The sequence below is a fragment of the Sorangium sp. So ce426 genome (assembly GCF_051475585.1).
Lineage (GTDB): Bacteria > Myxococcota_A > Polyangia > Polyangiales > Polyangiaceae > Sorangium > Sorangium cellulosum_B.
In genome coordinates, this window is sequence record NZ_CP150341.1 from 10,506,777 (window position 1) to 10,524,505 (window position 17,729).

At 71.5% G+C, this 17,729-nt stretch carries 13 protein-coding genes; 7 read left to right on the forward strand and 6 right to left on the reverse strand.

The window, feature by feature from the left end; all coding sequences use genetic code 11:
• A complete protein-coding gene (locus tag WMF44_RS39375) occupies nt 1-990 on the forward strand; it encodes a lysylphosphatidylglycerol synthase transmembrane domain-containing protein (RefSeq protein ID WP_437295188.1) in 990 nt (329 codons plus the stop codon).
• Between the two features lie 19 nt (nt 991-1,009).
• Here WMF44_RS39375 and WMF44_RS39380 read toward each other — a convergent pair whose 3' ends face one another.
• On the reverse strand, nt 1,010-1,648 hold the full coding sequence (locus WMF44_RS39380; RefSeq protein ID WP_437295189.1) for a hypothetical protein: 639 nt from the start codon (nt 1,646-1,648) through the stop codon (nt 1,010-1,012).
• 156 nt (nt 1,649-1,804) lie between these two features.
• On the opposite strand from WMF44_RS39380, the gene WMF44_RS39385 reads away from it, so the two are divergent.
• The 4 genes from WMF44_RS39385 to WMF44_RS39400 all read left to right on the forward strand — a co-directional run bounded on the left by WMF44_RS39385 (nt 1,805) and on the right by WMF44_RS39400 (nt 6,849).
• A complete protein-coding gene (locus WMF44_RS39385) occupies nt 1,805-4,000 on the forward strand; it encodes a DUF2079 domain-containing protein (RefSeq protein WP_437295190.1) in 2,196 nt (731 codons plus the stop codon).
• Nucleotides 3,975-4,421 (forward strand): universal stress protein, encoded by a 447-nt coding sequence (locus WMF44_RS39390; RefSeq protein ID WP_437295191.1) that lies wholly within the window; start codon nt 3,975-3,977, stop codon nt 4,419-4,421. The genes WMF44_RS39385 and WMF44_RS39390 overlap by 26 nt, the downstream gene beginning before the upstream one ends.
• 141 nt (nt 4,422-4,562) lie before the next feature.
• On the forward strand, nt 4,563-5,777 hold the full coding sequence (locus tag WMF44_RS39395) for an ammonium transporter (protein ID WP_437295192.1): 1,215 nt from the start codon (nt 4,563-4,565) through the stop codon (nt 5,775-5,777).
• 322 nt (nt 5,778-6,099) lie between these two features.
• Complete coding sequence (locus tag WMF44_RS39400) at nt 6,100-6,849, forward strand: YebC/PmpR family DNA-binding transcriptional regulator (protein WP_437295193.1); 750 nt, start codon at nt 6,100-6,102, stop codon at nt 6,847-6,849.
• Between the two features lie 22 nt (nt 6,850-6,871).
• On the opposite strand, the gene WMF44_RS39405 is transcribed toward WMF44_RS39400, so the two are convergent.
• Both WMF44_RS39405 and coaBC read right to left on the reverse strand, forming a co-directional pair.
• Nucleotides 6,872-7,675: a CPBP family intramembrane glutamic endopeptidase gene (locus WMF44_RS39405; protein ID WP_437295194.1), complete on the reverse strand. Its 804-nt coding sequence runs from the start codon at nt 7,673-7,675 to the stop codon at nt 6,872-6,874.
• Entirely contained in the window at nt 7,672-9,012 is a 1,341-nt protein-coding gene (coaBC, locus tag WMF44_RS39410) for a bifunctional phosphopantothenoylcysteine decarboxylase/phosphopantothenate--cysteine ligase CoaBC (RefSeq protein WP_437295195.1), read from the reverse strand. Before coaBC ends, WMF44_RS39405 begins: the two co-directional genes overlap by 4 nt.
• A 321-nt stretch (nt 9,013-9,333) precedes the next feature.
• On the opposite strand from coaBC, the gene WMF44_RS39415 reads away from it, so the two are divergent.
• The gene (locus tag WMF44_RS39415) at nt 9,334-10,362 is read left to right on the forward strand and encodes a tryptophan--tRNA ligase (RefSeq protein WP_437295196.1); all 1,029 of its coding nucleotides are present in this window, start codon (nt 9,334-9,336) and stop codon (nt 10,360-10,362) included.
• A gap of 96 nt (nt 10,363-10,458) precedes the next feature.
• Here the strand turns inward: WMF44_RS39415 and WMF44_RS39420 are convergent, their stop codons facing one another.
• The 3 genes from WMF44_RS39420 to uvrC form a co-directional block, all read right to left on the reverse strand.
• Nucleotides 10,459-12,243: a VanW family protein gene (locus WMF44_RS39420; RefSeq protein WP_437295197.1), complete on the reverse strand. Its 1,785-nt coding sequence runs from the start codon at nt 12,241-12,243 to the stop codon at nt 10,459-10,461.
• Between the two features lie 64 nt (nt 12,244-12,307).
• The gene (locus WMF44_RS39425; RefSeq protein WP_437295198.1) at nt 12,308-13,654 is read right to left on the reverse strand and encodes a protein kinase domain-containing protein; all 1,347 of its coding nucleotides are present in this window, start codon (nt 13,652-13,654) and stop codon (nt 12,308-12,310) included.
• Between the two features lie 281 nt (nt 13,655-13,935).
• Entirely contained in the window at nt 13,936-16,164 is a 2,229-nt protein-coding gene (gene uvrC / locus WMF44_RS39430; protein WP_437295199.1) for an excinuclease ABC subunit UvrC, read from the reverse strand.
• A 1,433-nt stretch (nt 16,165-17,597) separates the two neighbouring features.
• Between uvrC and WMF44_RS39435 the strand changes: the two genes are divergently transcribed.
• Nucleotides 17,598-17,729, forward strand: coding sequence for a hypothetical protein (locus WMF44_RS39435; protein WP_437295200.1), 132 nt, complete (start codon nt 17,598-17,600; stop codon nt 17,727-17,729).

Below are 17,729 nucleotides of genomic sequence, written 5' to 3' on the forward strand. Positions count from 1 at the left end.
ATGCGCCGCACGGTCGTCCGCGCGCTCGTCCGCCTGGTAGGTCCGCTCCTCCTCGCGGTCGTGATCCTGCGCATCGAGGACCGCGACGCGGTGATCGCCGCGTTCGCATCGGCCTCACCCGGCCCGCTCCTGCTCGCGGCGGCGCTGAACGTCCTCAACATCCACCTCAAGGTCGTCCGCTGGGACGCGCTGCTCCGCGCCCAGGGCATCCGTTACCCGCTCGGGCGCGCCTGGACGTCGTTCCTGACGTCGCTCTACGTCGGCATGCTGACGCCGGGGCGCGTCGGCGATGTCCTCCGGATCCGCTACCTGCGCCACGATCTCGGCGTGTCCTACGCCGAGGGGCTGGCGTCCGTCGTGATCGACAGGCTGTGCGATCTCTACGTGCTGGTCGCGTTCGTCGCCGTCGGCGTCGCGCGCTACAGCACGGTCATCGCCGGCCAGCTGGCCTGGCTGACGTGGGGCGGCCTGGCGCTCACGATCCTCGGACCGCTCGTGCTGCTCATCCCTGGCCTGGCCGAACGGCTGATGCTCGCCGTGTCCCGCAGGCTCGCGAAGGGGCCCGCGGCGGGCGAGGAGGCCGACGCGGAGACCAGCGCGACGAGCCGCTTCCTCGTCGCGTTGCGGGCCCACGTCGGCCGGGGCCTCTTCTTCTCGCTCCCGGTCACCGTGGCGACGTTCGTCGTCAACTTCCTGCAGGGCTACCTGATCGCGAGGGCGCTCGGGCTCTCGATCTCGCTCTTCGACATCACCTGCCTGCTCGCCATCGCGAACCTGCTCGGCCTGTTGCCGATCTCGATCGCCGGCGTCGGCGTCCGAGAGCTCTTCTTCTCCCTCGTGTTCCCCTCGCTCGGCGCCACCGCCGAGCACGGCGTGACCTTCGGCCTCCTGGTCTTCGCCATCATCTATCTCGTCATCGCCGCCCTGGGCTTCGTGAGCTGGCAGCTGGCCCCCCCGCCCACTACCGCCGCCGCCCCGGCCGAGCCGTGACGTGCTCCACCGGATCTGGCTAGAGCCGGATCGGGGTGGTGAGGACGAGGGACTCCCCGTCGAAGGCCGGCACCCGCGCGGCGGCGGCCCGGAAGGCGTCGATCACGCACGCGCCGGCCTCGGTCCCGGCGAAGGGCGCCCCCTCCAGCTCGACGTGGGCCTCGCCGCTCGGAGCGAAGGTCACGGTCACGCTCCCCTCCCCGCTCGGCCCGTCCGGCTGCCAGCAGCGCTTCGCGCGGACACGGCCCTGCTCGAGCGCCGCGCCCGCGGCCTTGCCCACCCGGACGCGCGCCCCGTCGCCCCGGCCCGACCAGGCGCCGTACCCGTCGTGCGAGCGCGGCAACACCTCGGCCGAGGCGGGGTACGCCCCGCCGCGCTGCAGGCAGTGCGAGGGGCGCACCATCGCGTAGCCCGTCGCGGTGGCGAAGCTGCACACAGCGAGCGCCACCAGCAGGGCCCGCTGCCCACCGCCCCGGCCGAGCGGCCCGTCGGGCGGCCCGTCATCGTCCGATCCGTCACGCAACCGCTCGACCTCCGCACGGATCTCCGCGATCTCCGCGTCCCGGGCGGCGAGCGCCGCATCCCGCTCCTTCAGCTTGGCTTCGAGGGTTTCGATGCGCGCGCGAGCCGCATCGAGATGATCCCGGTAGTGCGACATGGCGCCATTCTACCGCGAGCCGCGCGCGGCGCCCTGCCCTTCCCGCGTCCCCGCGGCGGTCCACGTCCTTCCGCGTCTTTCCGCGTCTTTGCGCGCTTGTTCCACGTTCCTTGACAGCGGGGGGTGGGGTCAAGTAGCCGAGGACCCGCCTCACCCATGCTAGAGAACCATCGCACCAGGCTGAACAGCGCGCTCGCCAAGCTCGACGGCGCCCTCGAGCGGCTCGCGCGCGCCACCTTGACCCTGGCGCCATGGCCGATCCTCTACGGCATGAGCATCGCCGTGACGGCCTGGGCCTTCACCCACCCGAGCCGGCTCGCGCAGCTCGACACGAACAAGCTGACCGAGGTGGAGCGCCGCTGGATGGCCGGCGGCGCCGGGGCCGCCATCGTGGGGGTCGGGCTCGCCTACTTCCTCGTGATGCTGGCGCGGCGGGCCCGCACCCGCTCGTGGGATTTCGTGAGCACCGTGGGCCGCCTCAACCGCGCCCTCGTCCCCCTGCTCGCGCTCCCGTTCGTCGCCGCGCTCCAGGTCCCGAACATCGAGAAGGAAAGTCCGAAGACCGCGATCTTCTTCGCCGCCCTCGCCGCCGCGGCGGTGGGCGCGGGCGTCTACGGCTGGGGCCGCGACGGCTGGGGCCGCGGCGAGCGGTCCTCGCTCGGGCTCGACGGCGCGCCCGAGCACGCCGGCGCGCTCGCCGAGGCGGGGCGGCGGCTCACGCCGCTCGCCGTCCTCGCGCTGTGGGCGGGTTACGGCGCCTTCTTCTCCCGGCTCGCGATCACCAACCACCGCGCGCTGCACACGCGGACGACGGACCTCGGGTACTACGACAACATCTTCTACCAATCGATCCACGGCCGGCCGCTCGGCTGCTCCTTCATCAAGGCCGGCTATCACGGCTCCGCGCACTTCGATCCCATCCTCGTCCTGCTCTCGCCGCTCTACCTCCTCTACCCGAGGGCCGAGCTCCTCCTCGTGCTCCAATCCGTGTGGCTCGGCGCCGGCGTCGTCCCCGTGTACCTGCTCGCGCGCGACAAGCTCGAGCACCGCGGCAAGGCGCTCCTGCTCGCCGCCGTGTGGGCCATCTACCCGGCCCTGCACGGCGTGAACATGTACGAGTTCCACTCGCTCGCGCTGATCTCGCCGCTCCTCGTCTGGCTCCTCTACTTCTACGAGACCGGCAAGGACAGGTGGTACTGGGTCACCCTCGCCGCGCTGCTGCTCTGCCGGGAGGACGTCTCCCTGCTGATGTGCTTCATCGGGCTCTACGCCATCTTCGACCGGCGCGGCGTCAGCAAGGCGCGCCTCGGCTGGGTGACCATCGCGACGAGCCTCGTCTACCTCGTCATCGTGAAGCTGTTCTTCATGACGTCGGCGGGCATCATCATGTCCGGCAAGGACGCATATTCGTTCGCCTATTACTACGAGGAGCTCATGCCGAACCGGAGCGGGCTCGGCGGCCTGCTCGTCTCCCTCCTCACGAACCCCGTCTTCGCGCTCAAGGTCGTGCTGGAGGAGCCGAAGATCCTCTTCCTGCTCCAGATCTTCGTCCCCCTCGCCTTCCTGCCCTTTCTCGCCAAGCCCGGGCGCTGGATGCTCGTCTACGGGCTCATGTTCTGCCTGCTCGCCTCGCGCGACGCGGTCTTCTCGATCCATTTCCAATACTCGTCGATCCTCTTCCCCATCGCGTTCGCCCTGACGCCGCTCGCGCTCAAGCGGATCGAGAGCTCCGCGCCGGCCGCGTACTACGGGCTCGACGGGCGGCGCCTCTCTCGCGCGCTGCTCGCGGCCATGCTGGTGGCGAGCGCGCTGGTGTCGTGGAAGTTCGGCGGCCTCGTCGACAACGCGTCGTTCAGGGGCGGCTTCTCCCGCGTGGCGCGCAAGCTCACGCCCGAGCACGAGGCGACCTACGCCTGGGTCCGGAAGCAGGTGGAGGCGATCCCGCCCGGCGCCATCGTCGGGACGACGAACAAGATGGGACCGCACGTGTCGAACCGGAAGGAGGCCTATTTCTATCCGGGGGACCGCGCCGCGATCGTCCAGTACGTGCTGCTCGACGAGGGGGAGCTCAAGGGCAGGGACCTGGAGCGCCACAACGCGTCGGTGAAGCGCGGCGAGCTCAAGGAGCTCAGCCGGCTGAAGAAGATGGCGCTGTTCCAGCGGGTGAAGCCGGCGACGAAGAAGCAGCCGCCGGCCCCGGCGGAGCAGGCGCCGGCGCCGGCGGCCTCCGACGAGCCCCCTACCGGAGACCCGCCCCCGGAGCTACGAAAGCCGGACCGAAAGGGCGGCGGCGCGCCGCCTGCGCCCTCCACCACCGCGGAGCAAGATGAAGACCCTCCTCCTGGCCCATGACTTCAACGCGACCTCCGAGATCGCCCTCGACACGGCGATCGAGCTCGCCCGCAAGCTGTCCGCGAAGGTCGTCGTCGCGCACGTGTACAGCGTGCCCGTCTACAGCTTCCCGGAAGGCTCGTCCCTGATCCCCTCGGCCGAGGACGCCGCCCGCATCGGCGATGCGGCGCAGCGGAGCCTCGATCAGGTGCTCGAGCGCCGGCGCGCCACGCCCGGCGTCGAGATCTCGGGCGTGCTGCGCGCCGGCGTCCCCGACGAGGAGATCTGCCGCCTCGCGGACGAGATCGGCGCCGACATGATCGTGATCGGGACACACGCGCGCGGGGCGGTCGCGCGGGCGCTGCTCGGCAGCGTGGCGCAGCGGGTGGTGAGATCGGCAAAGGTCCCGGTCCTGTCGATACGGGGACAACAACCGGCCTGATGTAGGTGACATCACGGAATGGTCGGATCCGGTGTCCGGCGCCGCCAGATCGGGCGTTAGAAATTTCCCGACTTCCTGTCAAATGCGTCCTGCCGCGACCACGAAACCTCGTTGAAACATTGGGCACGTTACGCCCGTGCCATGAAGATCGACACTGGGGATACGGCCTGGCTCCTCGCATCGACAGCCCTCGTCCTTTTCATGACGCCGGGCCTCGCCCTGTTCTACGGCGGCATGGTGCGCCGCAAGAACGTGCTCGCGACGCTCATGCACTCGTTCGCCGCGCTCGCGGTGATCTCGGTGCAGTGGGTGGCCATCGGGTACTCGCTCGCGTTCGGGACGTCGCACGGTGGGCTCATCGGCGGGTTCGACTTTGTCGGTCTGCACGGGATCGCGACGGTGGAGCGCGGCACGGTGCCGCACATCGCGTTCGCGGCGTTCCAGATGATGTTCGCGGTGATCACGCCCGCGCTCATCGCGGGGGCGTTCGCCGAGCGGATGCGGTTCTCGGCGTACCTGGTCTTCATCCTGCTCTGGTCCACGCTCGTCTATGACCCGGTGGCGCACTGGGTGTGGGCGGAGAAGGGCTGGCTCTTCGAGATGGGCGCGCTCGACTTCGCGGGCGGCACCGTGGTTCACCTCGCGGCGGGCGTCTCGGCGCTGATCTGTGCGCTCGTGCTGGGCAAGCGCACGGGATATCCGCACGAGCGGCACGTGCCGCACAACCTGACGATGACCCTGACGGGCACGGGCATCCTGTGGTTCGGGTGGTTCGGCTTCAACGCCGGCAGCGCGCTGACGTCGGGCGGGCTCGCCGCGCTGGCGCTGCTCGACACGCACCTCGCGGCGGCGGCGGGCGGCGCGGCGTGGCTCCTCGTCGAGTGGGCGCAGCGAGGCAAGCCGACCGCGCTCGGCGTGGCGTCCGGCATCGTGGCCGGGCTCGTCGGGATCACGCCCGCGGCCGGGTTCGTGGCGCCGTGGGCCGCCGTCGTGATCGGCCTGCTCGCGGGCGTCGTGTGTTACGCGGCGGTCGTCTCGAAGGAGCGCCTGCGCTACGACGACTCGCTCGACGCGTTCGGCGTCCACGGCGTGGGCGGCCTGCTCGGCGCGGTCCTCACCGGCGTCTTCGCCGAGAAGGCCCTGAACGAGGCCGGCCGCGACGGCGTGGTCGCCGGCAACCCGGGGCAGCTGGTCCCGCAGCTGGCCGGCATCGTGGCCGTCGGCCTGTACGCCGCGATCGTGACCTTCGTGCTGCTCAAGCTGGTCGACAAGCTGATCGGCCTGCGCGTGCCCGAGAGCGACGAGCGCGAGGGCCTCGACGCCACCGAGCACGGCGAGACCGGCTACGCGCTGTAGCGACGCTGTAGCGACACAGAGGGGGGGGCAGCCACAGACCCAGGTCGGCAGGGGCTCTCGGCCGCGCTCGTCCTCCCGGTGGGGAGGGAACCGCGCGGCCGGGGGTGCCGTCGCTGTTGCCTCCCCCGGGGCGCACCGCTAGAGCGACGGACGGTTCGAACCGAAAGGCGCCGAGAGCGCCGGGAGAGCTCGACAATCTCCTGGCGCTCCCGGCGCCCTGACGGTTTCTATGCTCGAACCGAACGGTGCTCCATCTTGCGCCGAACCTTCCCCCTGGGCGCGCGCCGCGAGCGAGCGCCCCGTCATCACGGAGCAGACAGGCATGAGCGGCCATTCGAAGTGGGCCACCATCAAGCGCAAGAAGGGCGCGCTCGACGCGAAGCGCGGCAAGCTCTTCACGAAGCTCATCAAGGAGATCACCGTCGCCTCGCGCATGGGCGGCGGAGACCCGAACGGCAACCCGCGCCTCCGCAAGGCGATCAACGACGCCAAGGGCCAGGCGATGCCCGCCGACACGATCAAGCGCGCCATCCAGCGCGGCACCGGCGAGATCGAGGGCGCGAACTACGAGGAGATCCTCTACGAAGGGACAGGGCCCGGCGGCACGCTGTTCCTCTGCGAGGCGATGACCGACAACCGGAACCGCACCGTCGCCGAGATCCGGAAGATCTTCGAGAAGAACAACGGGCAGCTCGGCGCCGGCGGCTCCGCGCAGTGGGCCTTCGAGAGGAAGGGGATCATCCTCCTCGCGAAGGACGCGGCGACGGAGGATCAGCTGATGGACACCGCCGTGGGCGCGGGCGCCGACGACTACAGCGACCAGGGAGAGGAGTGGCAGGTGCTCTCCAGCGTCGACGTGATGGACACCGTCGTGAAGGCCCTCGAGGACGCGAAGATCGCGGTGAAGTCGAACTCCGCGGGCTACGTCCCCAAGAACAAGAAAGAGGTCGCGGGCCGCGACGCCGAGGTCTGCCTGAACCTCGTCGACTCGCTCGACGACCACGACGACGTGCAGAACGTCTACGCCGACTTCGACGTCCCCGACGAGGAGCTCGCGAAGCTCGAGGGCTGATCCCGCGGCAGGCGCGAGCCCGTCACGGCCGCCAGATCGGGAAGCTCACGATCGCCCACGAGAAGAACGCGTGGGCGAAGACCGCCGGCGCCAGGCGCCCGGTCCGGTGCACAACGCGACCCCACACGATCGAGCAGCCGAAGCCCGCCGCGACGAGCAGCGGGTTCGGCCCGGCCACCGGATCACCGAGCAGGAAGAGCGTGGGGGCGTGCGCGGCGGCGAACAGCGCGCTCGACAGCAGCCACGCGGCGCCCCGGCCGAGCGGCCCCTCCAGGGCGCGCAGGACGAGCCCGCGCCAGACGATCTCCTCCAGCGCGGCGATGACGAAGACGAGCGCGCCGACGAACACGCGCGCGTCGGCCGAGGGGTCGCCGAGCTGGAGGTACAGGCGAAGGACCCACGCCTCGCGCGGCGAGCCCCGCGGGGCGAGCAGCAGCTGCACCGCCATGGCGAGCCCGTAGAGCCCCGCCGCGACCAGCGCGCCGCGCGCGAGATCGCCGGACAGGGGGCGGAGCGCGGCGCGGAGCTCGCCGCGCCGGCGGAGCCACATCACGGTGATCGCCGCGAGGACGGCGTAGAGCGCGCCGAGCGCCGCGAGCATGGCAGGCGCGCCCGCGCGACCAGGATCGAACGCGAACGAGACGGCGAGCGCGACACAGGCGGTGACGGACGCGGCGATGAGCGCGGCCTCGCGGCGCGATGAGCGCGGCGGCTCGCGCGGATCGATCGCCCGCGGATCGCGCGACGAGGCCGGGGCGGTCGAGCCAGAGGCAGCCGGAGGAGCCGCGGCGGAAGGGGCCGCGGCGCGGTCTTCGCCCGGGCTCATCGCGCGCTCGCCTGACCCGTCCGACTCGTCCGACACAATTGCAACACCCGGTCGAGGATGCGGTCCGCGAGCGCCGGCTTGGGCAACACGCCGAGCGCGTCGGCGGCGTCGCGGGTCACGATCGTGGCGCGGTTGTCGTCCCGGCCGAACGAGTCCGCCGCGTGGTTGGCGACGATCATGTCGACGCGCTTGCTGGCGAGCTTGTGCCGCGCATAGGCGATGACCCCCTCGTCCGTGGCGGTCTCGACCGCGAACCCGACGAGCACCGGCGAGCGCGCTCCGCCGGCGCCGGCAGCGTCCGCTGGCCCGCCGCGCGCCGCGCCGATCTCCGCGAGCAAATCAGGGTTCGGCACGAGCGGGAGCGACGCGAGGTCGGGCGTCCGCTTCAGCTTGGTCGCGTGCTGCTCGGCCGGGCGGTAGTCGGACACGGCGGCCGTCATGATGAGCGCGTCGGCGCCGCGCAGGTCCTCGCCGAGCGCCTGCCAGAGCGCGCCGCGCATCGAGAGCGCGCCGCGCACGTCGACCCGGCGCGCGCCCGGCGGCGTGGAGAGCGACACGGGGCCGGCGATGAGCGTGACCTGCGCGCCCCGCGCCGCGGCCCGCTCCGCCACGGCGAAGCCCATCTTGCCGGTCGAGCGGTTGCCGAGGAAGCGCACGGGATCGAGGTCCTCGAGCGTGGGGCCCGCCGTGACGACGACGCGGAGGCCCGCGAGGTCGCGCGGGGCGAGCCGCGAGAACGCCGCGGCCGCGATCGCCGCCGGCTCGGCCATGCGCCCGAGGCCGCGCTCGCCCGAGGCGACCTCGCCGAAGACCGGGCCGACGAGCTGCACGCGCCCGTCGGCCTCGAGCGTGGCGACGTTCCGCGCCGTCGCGGGGTGAGCCCACATGCGGGGGTGCATCGCCGGCGCGGCGAGCACCGGCCCCCGCGCGCACAGGGCGAGCGCCGTCACGAGGTCGTCGGCGCGCCCCGCGGCGAGGCGGGCGATCACGTCGGCGGTCGCGGGCGCGAGCAGCACGAGATCGGCCTCGGCGGCGAGCGCGACGTGCAGCTCGCCCGCGAAGCCGGGATCCCACATGGTGTCGCGCACCGGCTCGCCGCAAAGCCCGCTCAGCGTCATGGGCCCGAGGAACTGCTGCGCCGCGCGCGTCATGATCGGGAGCACGCGCGCGCCGCCCTGGATCAACAGCCGGGCCACCTCGGCGGCCTTGTACGCAGCGATGCTGCCCGAGACGGCGAGCGCGACGGTCGGCCGCGCGCCTTCGGGGGCTTGGCCAGCGGGCGGCGGGGCGGAGGCCTCGGGGCGAGGTGCGGGAGATGACGGCGTTCGGCCAGACATGGCGCAGGTGCCAGCGTGGGTCGTGGGGTCGGTCCGGCGTCCACCGTGGCACGAAAATCGCCAATCGTACACCGTACACCGTACACGGCCACGACACGGTACACGCCGCACCGCGGGCGGATGCTCCGGGGCCGCGCTGCGGGCAGAGCGCTCGCGCTGGCGCGCGTGCGCGCGCACGCGCGCGCGCACGCCGACACGCGCGCCGACACGCGCCAACGCGCCCGCGCAGCAAGAAACCCGGCTGATTTTTGGGGCGTGGCAGTGGCATCACCCGCCGGGAGCGCGTATTGGGATGAGCTCCCTCAGAGGAACACGACAACGATGGCAAGCACCGTCCTCACCGGCATCAAGCCCACCGGAACGCCGCACCTCGGCAACTTCGTAGGGGCGATCAAGCCGGCGCTCGCGCTCGCAGGGACCGCGTCGAACGCGCTCTACTTCGTCGCGGACTATCACGCGCTCAACGTCATCCACGACGCGCAGAAGCTCCGGAGCCTGGTCCACGAGGTCGCCGCGACGTGGCTCGCGCTCGGCCTCGATCCCGAGAAGGTCATCTTCTACAGGCAATCCGACGTTCCGGAGATCTTCGAGCTCAGCTGGATCCTCTCGTGCTTCACGGCGAAGGGGCTCATGAACCGCGCCCACGCCTACAAGGCCGCTGTCGCCAAGAACATGGAGTCCCGGGCCGGGGCGTCGAGCGCCGCGGGCGCCGAGGACAGCGACGACCTCGACGCCGGGATCAACATGGGCCTCTACGGCTATCCGGTGCTGATGGCGGCCGACATCCTCCTGTTCAAGACGAATGTCGTGCCGGTGGGCAAGGACCAGGTCCAGCACATCGAGATCGCCCGCGATATCGCGCAGCGCTTCAACGCGATCTACGGCCCGACCCTCGTCCTGCCCGAGGCGCGCATCAGCGCCGAGACGGCGGTGATCCCGGGCCTCGACGGCCGCAAGATGAGCAAGAGCTACGACAACACCATCGCGCTCTTCCTGCCGCCGGAGAAGCTGCGCAAGACGATCTTCAAGTACAAGACGGACTCGTCGCCCCCGAGCGAGCCGAAGGATCCGAACACCTCGCCGCTCTTCCACCTCTACCGGGAGTTCGCCACGCCCGAAGAGGCGGAGGCGCTCCGCGGCCGCTACCAGAGCGGCATCGGCTGGGGCGAGGCGAAAGAGGCCGTGTTCGAGGTCCTGAACCGCGCGCTCGAGGAGCCGCGGCGCCGCTTCGCCGATCTCATGGCCGACCCGGCCCGCGTCGACGCCCTGCTCTCGGAAGGCGCCCAGCGCGCGCGGGCGCTCGCGGGCCCGACGCTCCACGAGGTGCGCCGGGCGATCGGCGCTCGCTGAAGGCCGCGGCGGCGGAGGACGAGCGGAGCTCGCCGAGGCCAGCGCGCGGCGAGCGCCGCCGAGCAGCCGCCGCCGGCGTCGTTCGAGGCCGCCCGCTCAGCCGCCGTCGCTCGTCGTCGTCTTCTTCTTCTGGTTCTGGTTCTGGTTCTGGCGTCGCTTCTTGCCCTTGCCGCTCTTCGCCTCGTCCCCCGCGGGGTCCCGCTGGCCACGGGCTTCCGGCGCCGCCGCGCCCGGGGCGTGCGCGACGGTGATCCCCTCTGCGGGCGGCGCGTCCTCGCCGCGCGCGCGGCCGCCTTCCCCTTCGGCGCGCTCCTCCCCCTTCGCGCGGAACGTGCCGAACCCCGCGCGCTCGGTCCAGCCGCGCTCGCCCGTGAGCCCGGGCTCGCGGCTCTCGACGGTGCCGCCGCCCGGCTCCGGGCCTGTCACGCCTGGCGTGCGGACGTCCGGCCCCTGCGTCACGACGAGGTACTCGTCCGCCACGTACTCGGGGTGATTGTCGTCGGCCGTCTTGGCCTCGGGGTCGCGCGGGCCGCTCCCGACATGGACGATCTGCGCGGTCGGCGGGTAGCTGTCGCTCCACTTCTCCCGCACGGCGTAGGCGCCGTCGCGGACGACCCGCGAGCTCGTCGTCTTGAAGCCGGGGATGCCGCGCTGAGAGAGCGCCCGCTTCCCTTCGGGCAGCTTCGGCGTCGGGCGCTCCAGCTCCTCGAACGGGACGACCTCGTCGATGCGACGGAAGTACGTGACCGTGAGCTTGCGCGAGGGCCCGAGGATCTCGGCGCGCACGACGCCGCCGGCCACCGTCTCGTGGAGCACGATCGGGAAGTCGAACGGGTTCCTGAAGCGGTAGTTGATCGTCGGGTAGACGACGGTCGCGTCGAGGCCGAGCTTGATGTAGTAGCTCGGGCGGGAGTGCGGGTAGCGCTCGACGATCTCGAGCCCCGCGAAGAACGCGGCGCCGTGGAGCGTGCCCGAGATCTGGCAGGTCCCGCCGCCGAGCCCGTCGACGAGCTCTCCCTGGGCGATGACCGGAGCGACGCGGTACCCGTGCGCCTCGTCGCGCGGGCCGACCGTCTCGTTGAAGTCGAAGATCTCGCCCGGCATGACGACCACGCCGTCGAGCTTGGACGCGGCGAGCCTGAGGTTGTACGTCCTCTCCTTGGACTTCGCGCCGGTCGCGTAGCGCGTCTCGAAGTAGCCGAGCACCTGATCGAACTTGACGTTGCCGAGCTGCTCGGCGACGAGCTTCGGCGCGATCGTCTCGACGCTGGCCTGCGCGGTGTCCTCGCCCGCCCGGAGGGCGGCGTCGATGCGCGCGAGCGTGCCGTAGACGTCCAGCCGATACCCGATCTTCTCGGGCTTGAGCTGCTTCGCCTCGAGGTCGACGTACGCGTCGACCGCGGGCGCGTCGAGCTCGACCTTCAGGTCGAGCAGCTTGCTGATCGCCCGCTCGGAGTCGAGGAGGAGCGGGATCGGGATGTCGAGCGGCGCGTCCTCGTCGCGCTTGTCGCCACCGCCGGCCCGCTCGTGCGCGCGGCGGAGCGCGCTCTCGGGGCGGAGCGCCTCGCGCACGAACTCGGCGAGGCGGACCCGGTTGATCTCGACGCCGAGATCGTTGCGGCGGAGCGCGCGCGCGGAGCCGTCGGGGAGCACGATCCGGATCTCCCCGGTGGCGTAGCGGCGCACGAGGTCGAGCGCGTTCGCCACCACGTCGCCGCCCGTCGGCACCGGCACCTGCGCCACACGGAGGACCGGCGGGGGCCTGGGGCCGTCGTCCGGCGGGGGCGGCAGCACGAGGTAGGTGATGGCCAGGCCGCTCGTGACGAAGATCGCCACCAGCGCGGCGAACCGCCAGAGCTCCGGCGAGCGGCGAAGATCCATGCGAGGGCGGCCATCTTGAAAAGCGTTGCCCGAACCGTCAAGCGAACGCGGGCGCGCGGCGCGGCTACGGTGCGGCCCGCGTCACATCGGAGCCGTCGCGCGGCGCCTTCGATGCGGCGCGCGCCGCCCTGAGGAGCGGCTCCTTGATCGAGCCCGCCCCGGGCACGAGCAGAGAGCCCCGCTGCCGCGCCGGGCCGCCGTGCGGCGAGGAGCGCAGGAGGAGCGCGCCCGCGAGCACCACGAGGACCACGAGGCCGACGGTCGCGGGGACGAGCCAGCGCCGCGCGCGGCCCTCGTCGGACGTCGGCGGCGTCTGCGGCGCCGGCCGAGCGCCCTGCGGTGGGCCGGCGCCGCGCTCCGCGCCCGCGCGCCCGGGCTGAGCGGCGGCTTGCGGCGAGCTCTGCTGTGACTGCGGATAGTCGGAGTCGAGCGCGCGCTCGCGCGCGATCTGCATGGCCTCCTGGATCGCGGCGCGCCGCCGCTCGCCGCGCGGGCCGAGCATCTGCTGCATCAGCGCGCCGAGCTCATCCGAGGTGGCGATGGGCGTCGCTGGCGACAGCTGCTCGATGGACTGGCGCAGCTCGGCCATCGTGGCGAAGCGCTCGTCCCTCGGCTTCGCGAGCATCCTCATGAGGATGCGCCCGACGTCCTCCGGGAGCGACGGGACGAGGGTGCGCGGCGGCTCGGCTGCAGCCTTGTCGCAGATGCGGCGCACCGTCGCAGGATCGTTCTCGGCGTGGAAGGGGTGCTTGCCCGTCACGAGCTGATAGAAGACGATCCCGAGCGTGAACACGTCGGTGCGCCGATCGATGGGCTCGCTGCCCGCCTGCTCCGGCGACATGTACGCGTACTTGCCCTTCACCTGGCCGACCTGGGTTCGCTGCAGGTTCGAGGCGGCCTTGGCGACGCCGAAGTCGAGGATCTTCACCGACCCGTCGTATCCGACCAGGATGTTTTGCGGCGAGACGTCGCGGTGGACGAGGCCAACGGGCTTGCCGTCGCCGCCGCGCAGCTCGTGCGCGGCGTGCAGGCCGAGGGCCGCCTCGGCCACGATGCGGAGCGCGAAGGGGAGCGGCAGGCCGCCGCGCGCCTTGCTCTCGCGGAGAACCAGGTTGAGCGGCTCGCCGTCGATGAGCTCCATCACCTGGTAGAGGACGCCGTCCTCCTCACCCACATCGATGGTCTCCGCGACGTTCGGGTGATGGATCTGCGAGACCAGGGTGGCCTCGTCGAGGAACATCGCCTCGAAGTCGGGATCGTCGCTCAGCTCGGCGCGCAGCAGCTTGACGGCGACGATCCTGGGGAGCTGGCCGCCCGTTCGAGCGGCCCACACCGAGGCCATGCCCCCGAGCGCGATGGGGACGAGGAGCTCATAGCGACCGAGCGTGTGGCCAGCGCGTACTTCTCCCATGGTGCTCACGTGCCGCGTAACCCCGGAGCGAGGCAGCGCCCGCCGGGAATCGAGCCCGCCGAGCGCGGCCCGCCGCGGCCCGCCCGCTACGTCGGGTCCGCAAGAAGCGCTCGGTGTGCCAGGTGGTGCTCTTGATCGAAAAATGACCGCGTGCGCCCGGAATGCGACCGGGCGCCTGGTGTTCGGATCGTCGCAGAGAACGCCTTGGCGCTCAACCCGGAACGCCGTTCAGGTCGCAGCGTGATCTTTCACCGATCCATCGCGGAACGGGCCGGTCGCGCTCAGCGCGTGAGCCCCCGTGCCTTGGAGAGATCGCCGGTGTCCTCGGCCGGCGCGTCGTGCTGCGAGGACTCGGGAGACGGGATGACCTTGCGCAGCGCTGACAGGTGTCGCTTGGTGACCCCTGTCACCGCCAGGATCTGAGCGTCGGTCGCGCGACGCACTCCTTCCATGGAACCGAGCTCCCGGAGGAGCGCCGTCCTCACCGCGCCGCCAAGCCCGGGGATGTCCTCGATCTCGGACCGGAGGCGCCGCGCCTTGCCGAGCCGCTTGCGTGCGTGGTTTGCGAAGCGGTGCGCCTCGTCGCGCGCGCGCGCCAGGAAGAAGAGGGCGGAGCTCGTGGATCGGAGCGGGATACCGTTCTTCTGGCCAGGCAGGTAGACGCGGTCGACGAGCTTCTCTCCGGTCTGCGTCTCCCGCTCCTTCGCCAGACCGACGATCGGGAGGCCGTGCAGGCCGAGATCGCGCGCCGCCGACAGCGCCACCTGAAGCTGGCCGCGCCCACCATCGACGACGAACAGATCCGGAAGATCCCACTCACCTCCGCCGGCCTCGGCGCGCTTCGACACATCACCCCCCGCGCCGGCGCTCTCTCGCTCCGCGGCCGCGGACACCGGCGTCCCTTCCGTCTCCGGCGGAGCGTCGCTCGCTGTTGCCGAGCCGATCTCCTCATCAGCCAGGTCGCCCTCCGTCGCATCACTCTCGAGCGCGCCGCTCTCCGCCGGATCGCTCTCCATCATGTCGCTCTCGGTGACGCCCTCCATCACGTCGCTCTCGGGCGCGCCTTCGGCGCCGAGCGCGGCCTCGCTGTCTGCGGTGGACGCGGGGCTCGCCTGCCGGGCGGCCTTTCCGCGGCGGAAGCGCCGTGAGAGCACCTCGTACATCGCGGCGTAGTCGTCGCCGTCGGCCACGCTCTTCACGTTGAAGCTGCGGTAGCGCTTCTTGTCCGGCTGACCATCGAGGAGCGCCACGATCGATCCCACCGTGTCGCCGCCGCCGAGATGCGAGATGTCGCAGCACTCGATGCGACGCGGGAGCGTCGGGAGACGAAGGCGCTCCCTGATCTCCTCGAGCCGGGCCTCGAGATCGTCGGAGCTCCGCTGCTTCTCCCGGAACGCGTGAGCCGCGTTCTCGCTCGCCATCTTGAGCAGATCGACGCGGGGCCCGCGCTGAGGCACGAAGAGCGCCACCTTGCGGCCGCGCCGATCGCCGAGCCACTCCGCGACGCCCTCCGCGCCGTCGGGCAACACCGGCACGAGGACCTCATCGGGGATCGTGGTGGACGCGACGCCATAGTACTCGTTCAAGAAGCCGCCGAGCACCTCGTCGTCCGGCAGCTCCATGTTGCGGAGCGAGAAGGACAGCGTGTCTGTCACGCGCCCCCTCCGCACCAAGATCACTTCGACCTCCACGAGCGTCCCCTCGCGGTAGATGCCCACCACGTCTTGATCGACGTCCTTCACGTAGACGACGCGCTGGGCCTCGCGCACGGCCTCGACCGCCCGGAGCTGATCGCGGTAGATGGCGGCGCGCTCGAACTCGAGCTCCCGCGACGCGTCCCGCATTCGCGTGGTGAGCTCCCCCGTGAGCTCGTCGTGGCGCCCTTCGAGGAAGAGCGCGACCGAGCGGACCATCTCCGTATAGAGCTCCCGGTCGACATCCATCACGCAGGGCGCGAGGCAACGCTTGATCTGGTACTGCAGGCAGGGGCGCCGGCGCGACGCCATCTCGGTATCGGAGCAGGTGCGGAGCTGGAAGTGCTTGTTGACCAGGTGGAGCGTCCGCCGCGCGCTCGTCGCCGAGTGGTAGGGCCCGAAATAGCGCGCCTTGTCCGGGGCGGGACGGCGGACCGTCTCGAGCATCGGCCACGCCTTCTGCGTGTCGAGCTTGAGGCAAAGGAAGTCCTTGTCGTCACGCAGCTTGACGTTGAACCGCGGCTTGTGCTGCTTGACGAGCTCGTTCTCCAGTACGGCCGCCTCCTTCTCGGTGGCGGTCACCACCGTCTCCAGATCGGCCACGATCTTCCGGAGTATCGGGATGAAGTACCTGGCGTCGCTCCCGCTCTCCTGAAAGTAGCTGCGGACGCGCGAGCGCAGGCTCTTCGCCTTGCCGACGTAGACGACGGCGCCGGCCTTGTCGATGAACAGATAGCAGCCCGGCGTCGTCGGGAGCGACGCGAGCTTGGCGGCGAGGAGGGCTTCGGGATCCTGCTTGGCGCTCGGGTTGACCACGGCCGGAACGATCTAGAAGTCGCGCGCGCCGGCAGCAAGCGCCGCGATCACGGCTGCTCCCGTGGAGAGCGGCCGACGCGGCCCGCGCCGGTTCTCCTTTACATCTAGAAAAACGCCGTCATGAGACGCGGCGCCGCTCGCCTCGGCGCGACGGGGCAGAACGCCCAGGTCGAGATGTCGGGCGGCGAGCGCCCTGATCACGAGAGCCGCGCAGCGCGCGCGAGCGCCCTGATCACGAGAGCCGGGCGCGCCGCGCGTCGACGCGCGGCTCTCGTGAGGCCACCCGATCACGGTGCGCCGCCGTCAGCGTCGCGCGATCGCCCGTGTACGAGGCGGCGCTGGCGACTGCGGTGATGGCGCGCCGCGCCCACGTCGACGCGAGACACGCCCTCGAGCAGGCAGTAGGCTCGACGGCAGGATCTTCGCGGGAGGAGGTCTCGGGTGTCGAGCGCTCCTGCTTCGTGGCCTGGCGGACGACGGCGTCTTCGCCTCGGTCGCAATCCGGCGCGACTCCCGGTCGCTCCATCGCGCCCAGTCCGTCTGGAGCTTCCTGGCCTTGAGAGAGGTCGCCCGCTGGAGAGCGAGGTTGCCCGTACCGGCCATCGGTGCCCGCTTGTCCCCGCCGTAGCTGCGCTTCGGGCTCTCCCCGCAAGCCACTTTCAGCCCGCCGGGCGCCACGGTGGCGAGCGTCTGGGAAGCATCTGGCAGGAATCAGGGAGGAACCTGGGAGGAAGCTCGGAGGGCCGATGGGACGGCTGATGCCCGGTCGGAGCTCCATCGTTACCGCGCACCCTCTAATCAGGTTGCCTGAACCCGAAAGGACTTGTATGGTCGTAACACCACCAGCGACTGCCCGTTCGATACCCGGGTCCTGGGGCCAGAAGGCATCGGCGAACTGAGCCTGCGGCGCCACCGGCCCCGTGTCTGGTTCCCGTTCGCTGCCGTCCAGGTGCGCCGCCGCGCCTGGTGTCGGGCGGCCCCCGAGGTGGGAGTGCGCGTCGAACAGCCGAGGAGTGACGAACTGTCCACCAGCGTCCATCACCGCCGCCCCGCTCGGGGGATCGATGTCGCCCTCGGCGGCGACGGTGAGCTTTGCCCCCTCGCACGGGGGCGAGCCGCGGGCGAGCGTCACCCTGGTGCCCAGCACGAGTGTCACCCCCTGAATCAGGATGAGCGGCTGAGCAGGAGCGGCGGCCTCGTGGCCTCCCGCAGGGCGACTTCCGGCTTGCCGGGGCGGCCGTCGGAGCTCGGGCACGGCGAGCGGTTTGGGGGACTCGGCCGGAGGCTGGGCAGCTCCAGCACAGCCGCAAAAAGACGCAGCCAGACCGGAGGCGACATGGCCTGGGGGCTGCAACGTGGGTGGGAGCAACCGCGTCGGGCCGCCGCGCCGATCAGCCAGGGGGATGTCCTGGCAGGTGGGTGGGGTAGCCCTCATGACGTCGACACCGCCGGAGGGCGGCTCGGCGGCCGACACGTTGCGGTCGATCGCGGAGAGCGGCTCGGTCGGGAGACGAGAGCTCGGGCATACGGTTACGCCGCCGGAGCAGGGTGGAGTGCAGAAGTGA

Excerpts from the sequence above, each read along its gene's own strand:
- WMF44_RS39385 (WP_437295190.1), top strand. The coding sequence starts at position 1,805 with ATGCTAGAGAACCATCGCACCAGGCTGAACAGCGCGCTCGCCAAGCTC.
- WMF44_RS39425 (WP_437295198.1), bottom strand. The coding sequence starts at position 13,654 with ATGGGAGAAGTACGCGCTGGCCACACGCTCGGTCGCTATGAGCTCCTC.
- WMF44_RS39415 (WP_437295196.1), top strand. The coding sequence starts at position 9,334 with ATGGCAAGCACCGTCCTCACCGGCATCAAGCCCACCGGAACGCCGCAC.
- coaBC (WP_437295195.1), bottom strand. The coding sequence starts at position 9,012 with ATGTCTGGCCGAACGCCGTCATCTCCCGCACCTCGCCCCGAGGCCTCC.
- WMF44_RS39390 (WP_437295191.1), top strand. The coding sequence starts at position 3,975 with ATGAAGACCCTCCTCCTGGCCCATGACTTCAACGCGACCTCCGAGATC.
- WMF44_RS39400 (WP_437295193.1), top strand. The coding sequence starts at position 6,100 with ATGAGCGGCCATTCGAAGTGGGCCACCATCAAGCGCAAGAAGGGCGCG.
- WMF44_RS39380 (WP_437295189.1), bottom strand. The coding sequence starts at position 1,648 with ATGTCGCACTACCGGGATCATCTCGATGCGGCTCGCGCGCGCATCGAA.
- WMF44_RS39435 (WP_437295200.1), top strand. The coding sequence starts at position 17,598 with ATGACGTCGACACCGCCGGAGGGCGGCTCGGCGGCCGACACGTTGCGG.
- WMF44_RS39395 (WP_437295192.1), top strand. The coding sequence starts at position 4,563 with ATGAAGATCGACACTGGGGATACGGCCTGGCTCCTCGCATCGACAGCC.
- WMF44_RS39375 (WP_437295188.1), top strand. The coding sequence starts at position 1 with ATGCGCCGCACGGTCGTCCGCGCGCTCGTCCGCCTGGTAGGTCCGCTC.
- WMF44_RS39405 (WP_437295194.1), bottom strand. The coding sequence starts at position 7,675 with ATGAGCCCGGGCGAAGACCGCGCCGCGGCCCCTTCCGCCGCGGCTCCT.
- WMF44_RS39420 (WP_437295197.1), bottom strand. The coding sequence starts at position 12,243 with ATGGATCTTCGCCGCTCGCCGGAGCTCTGGCGGTTCGCCGCGCTGGTG.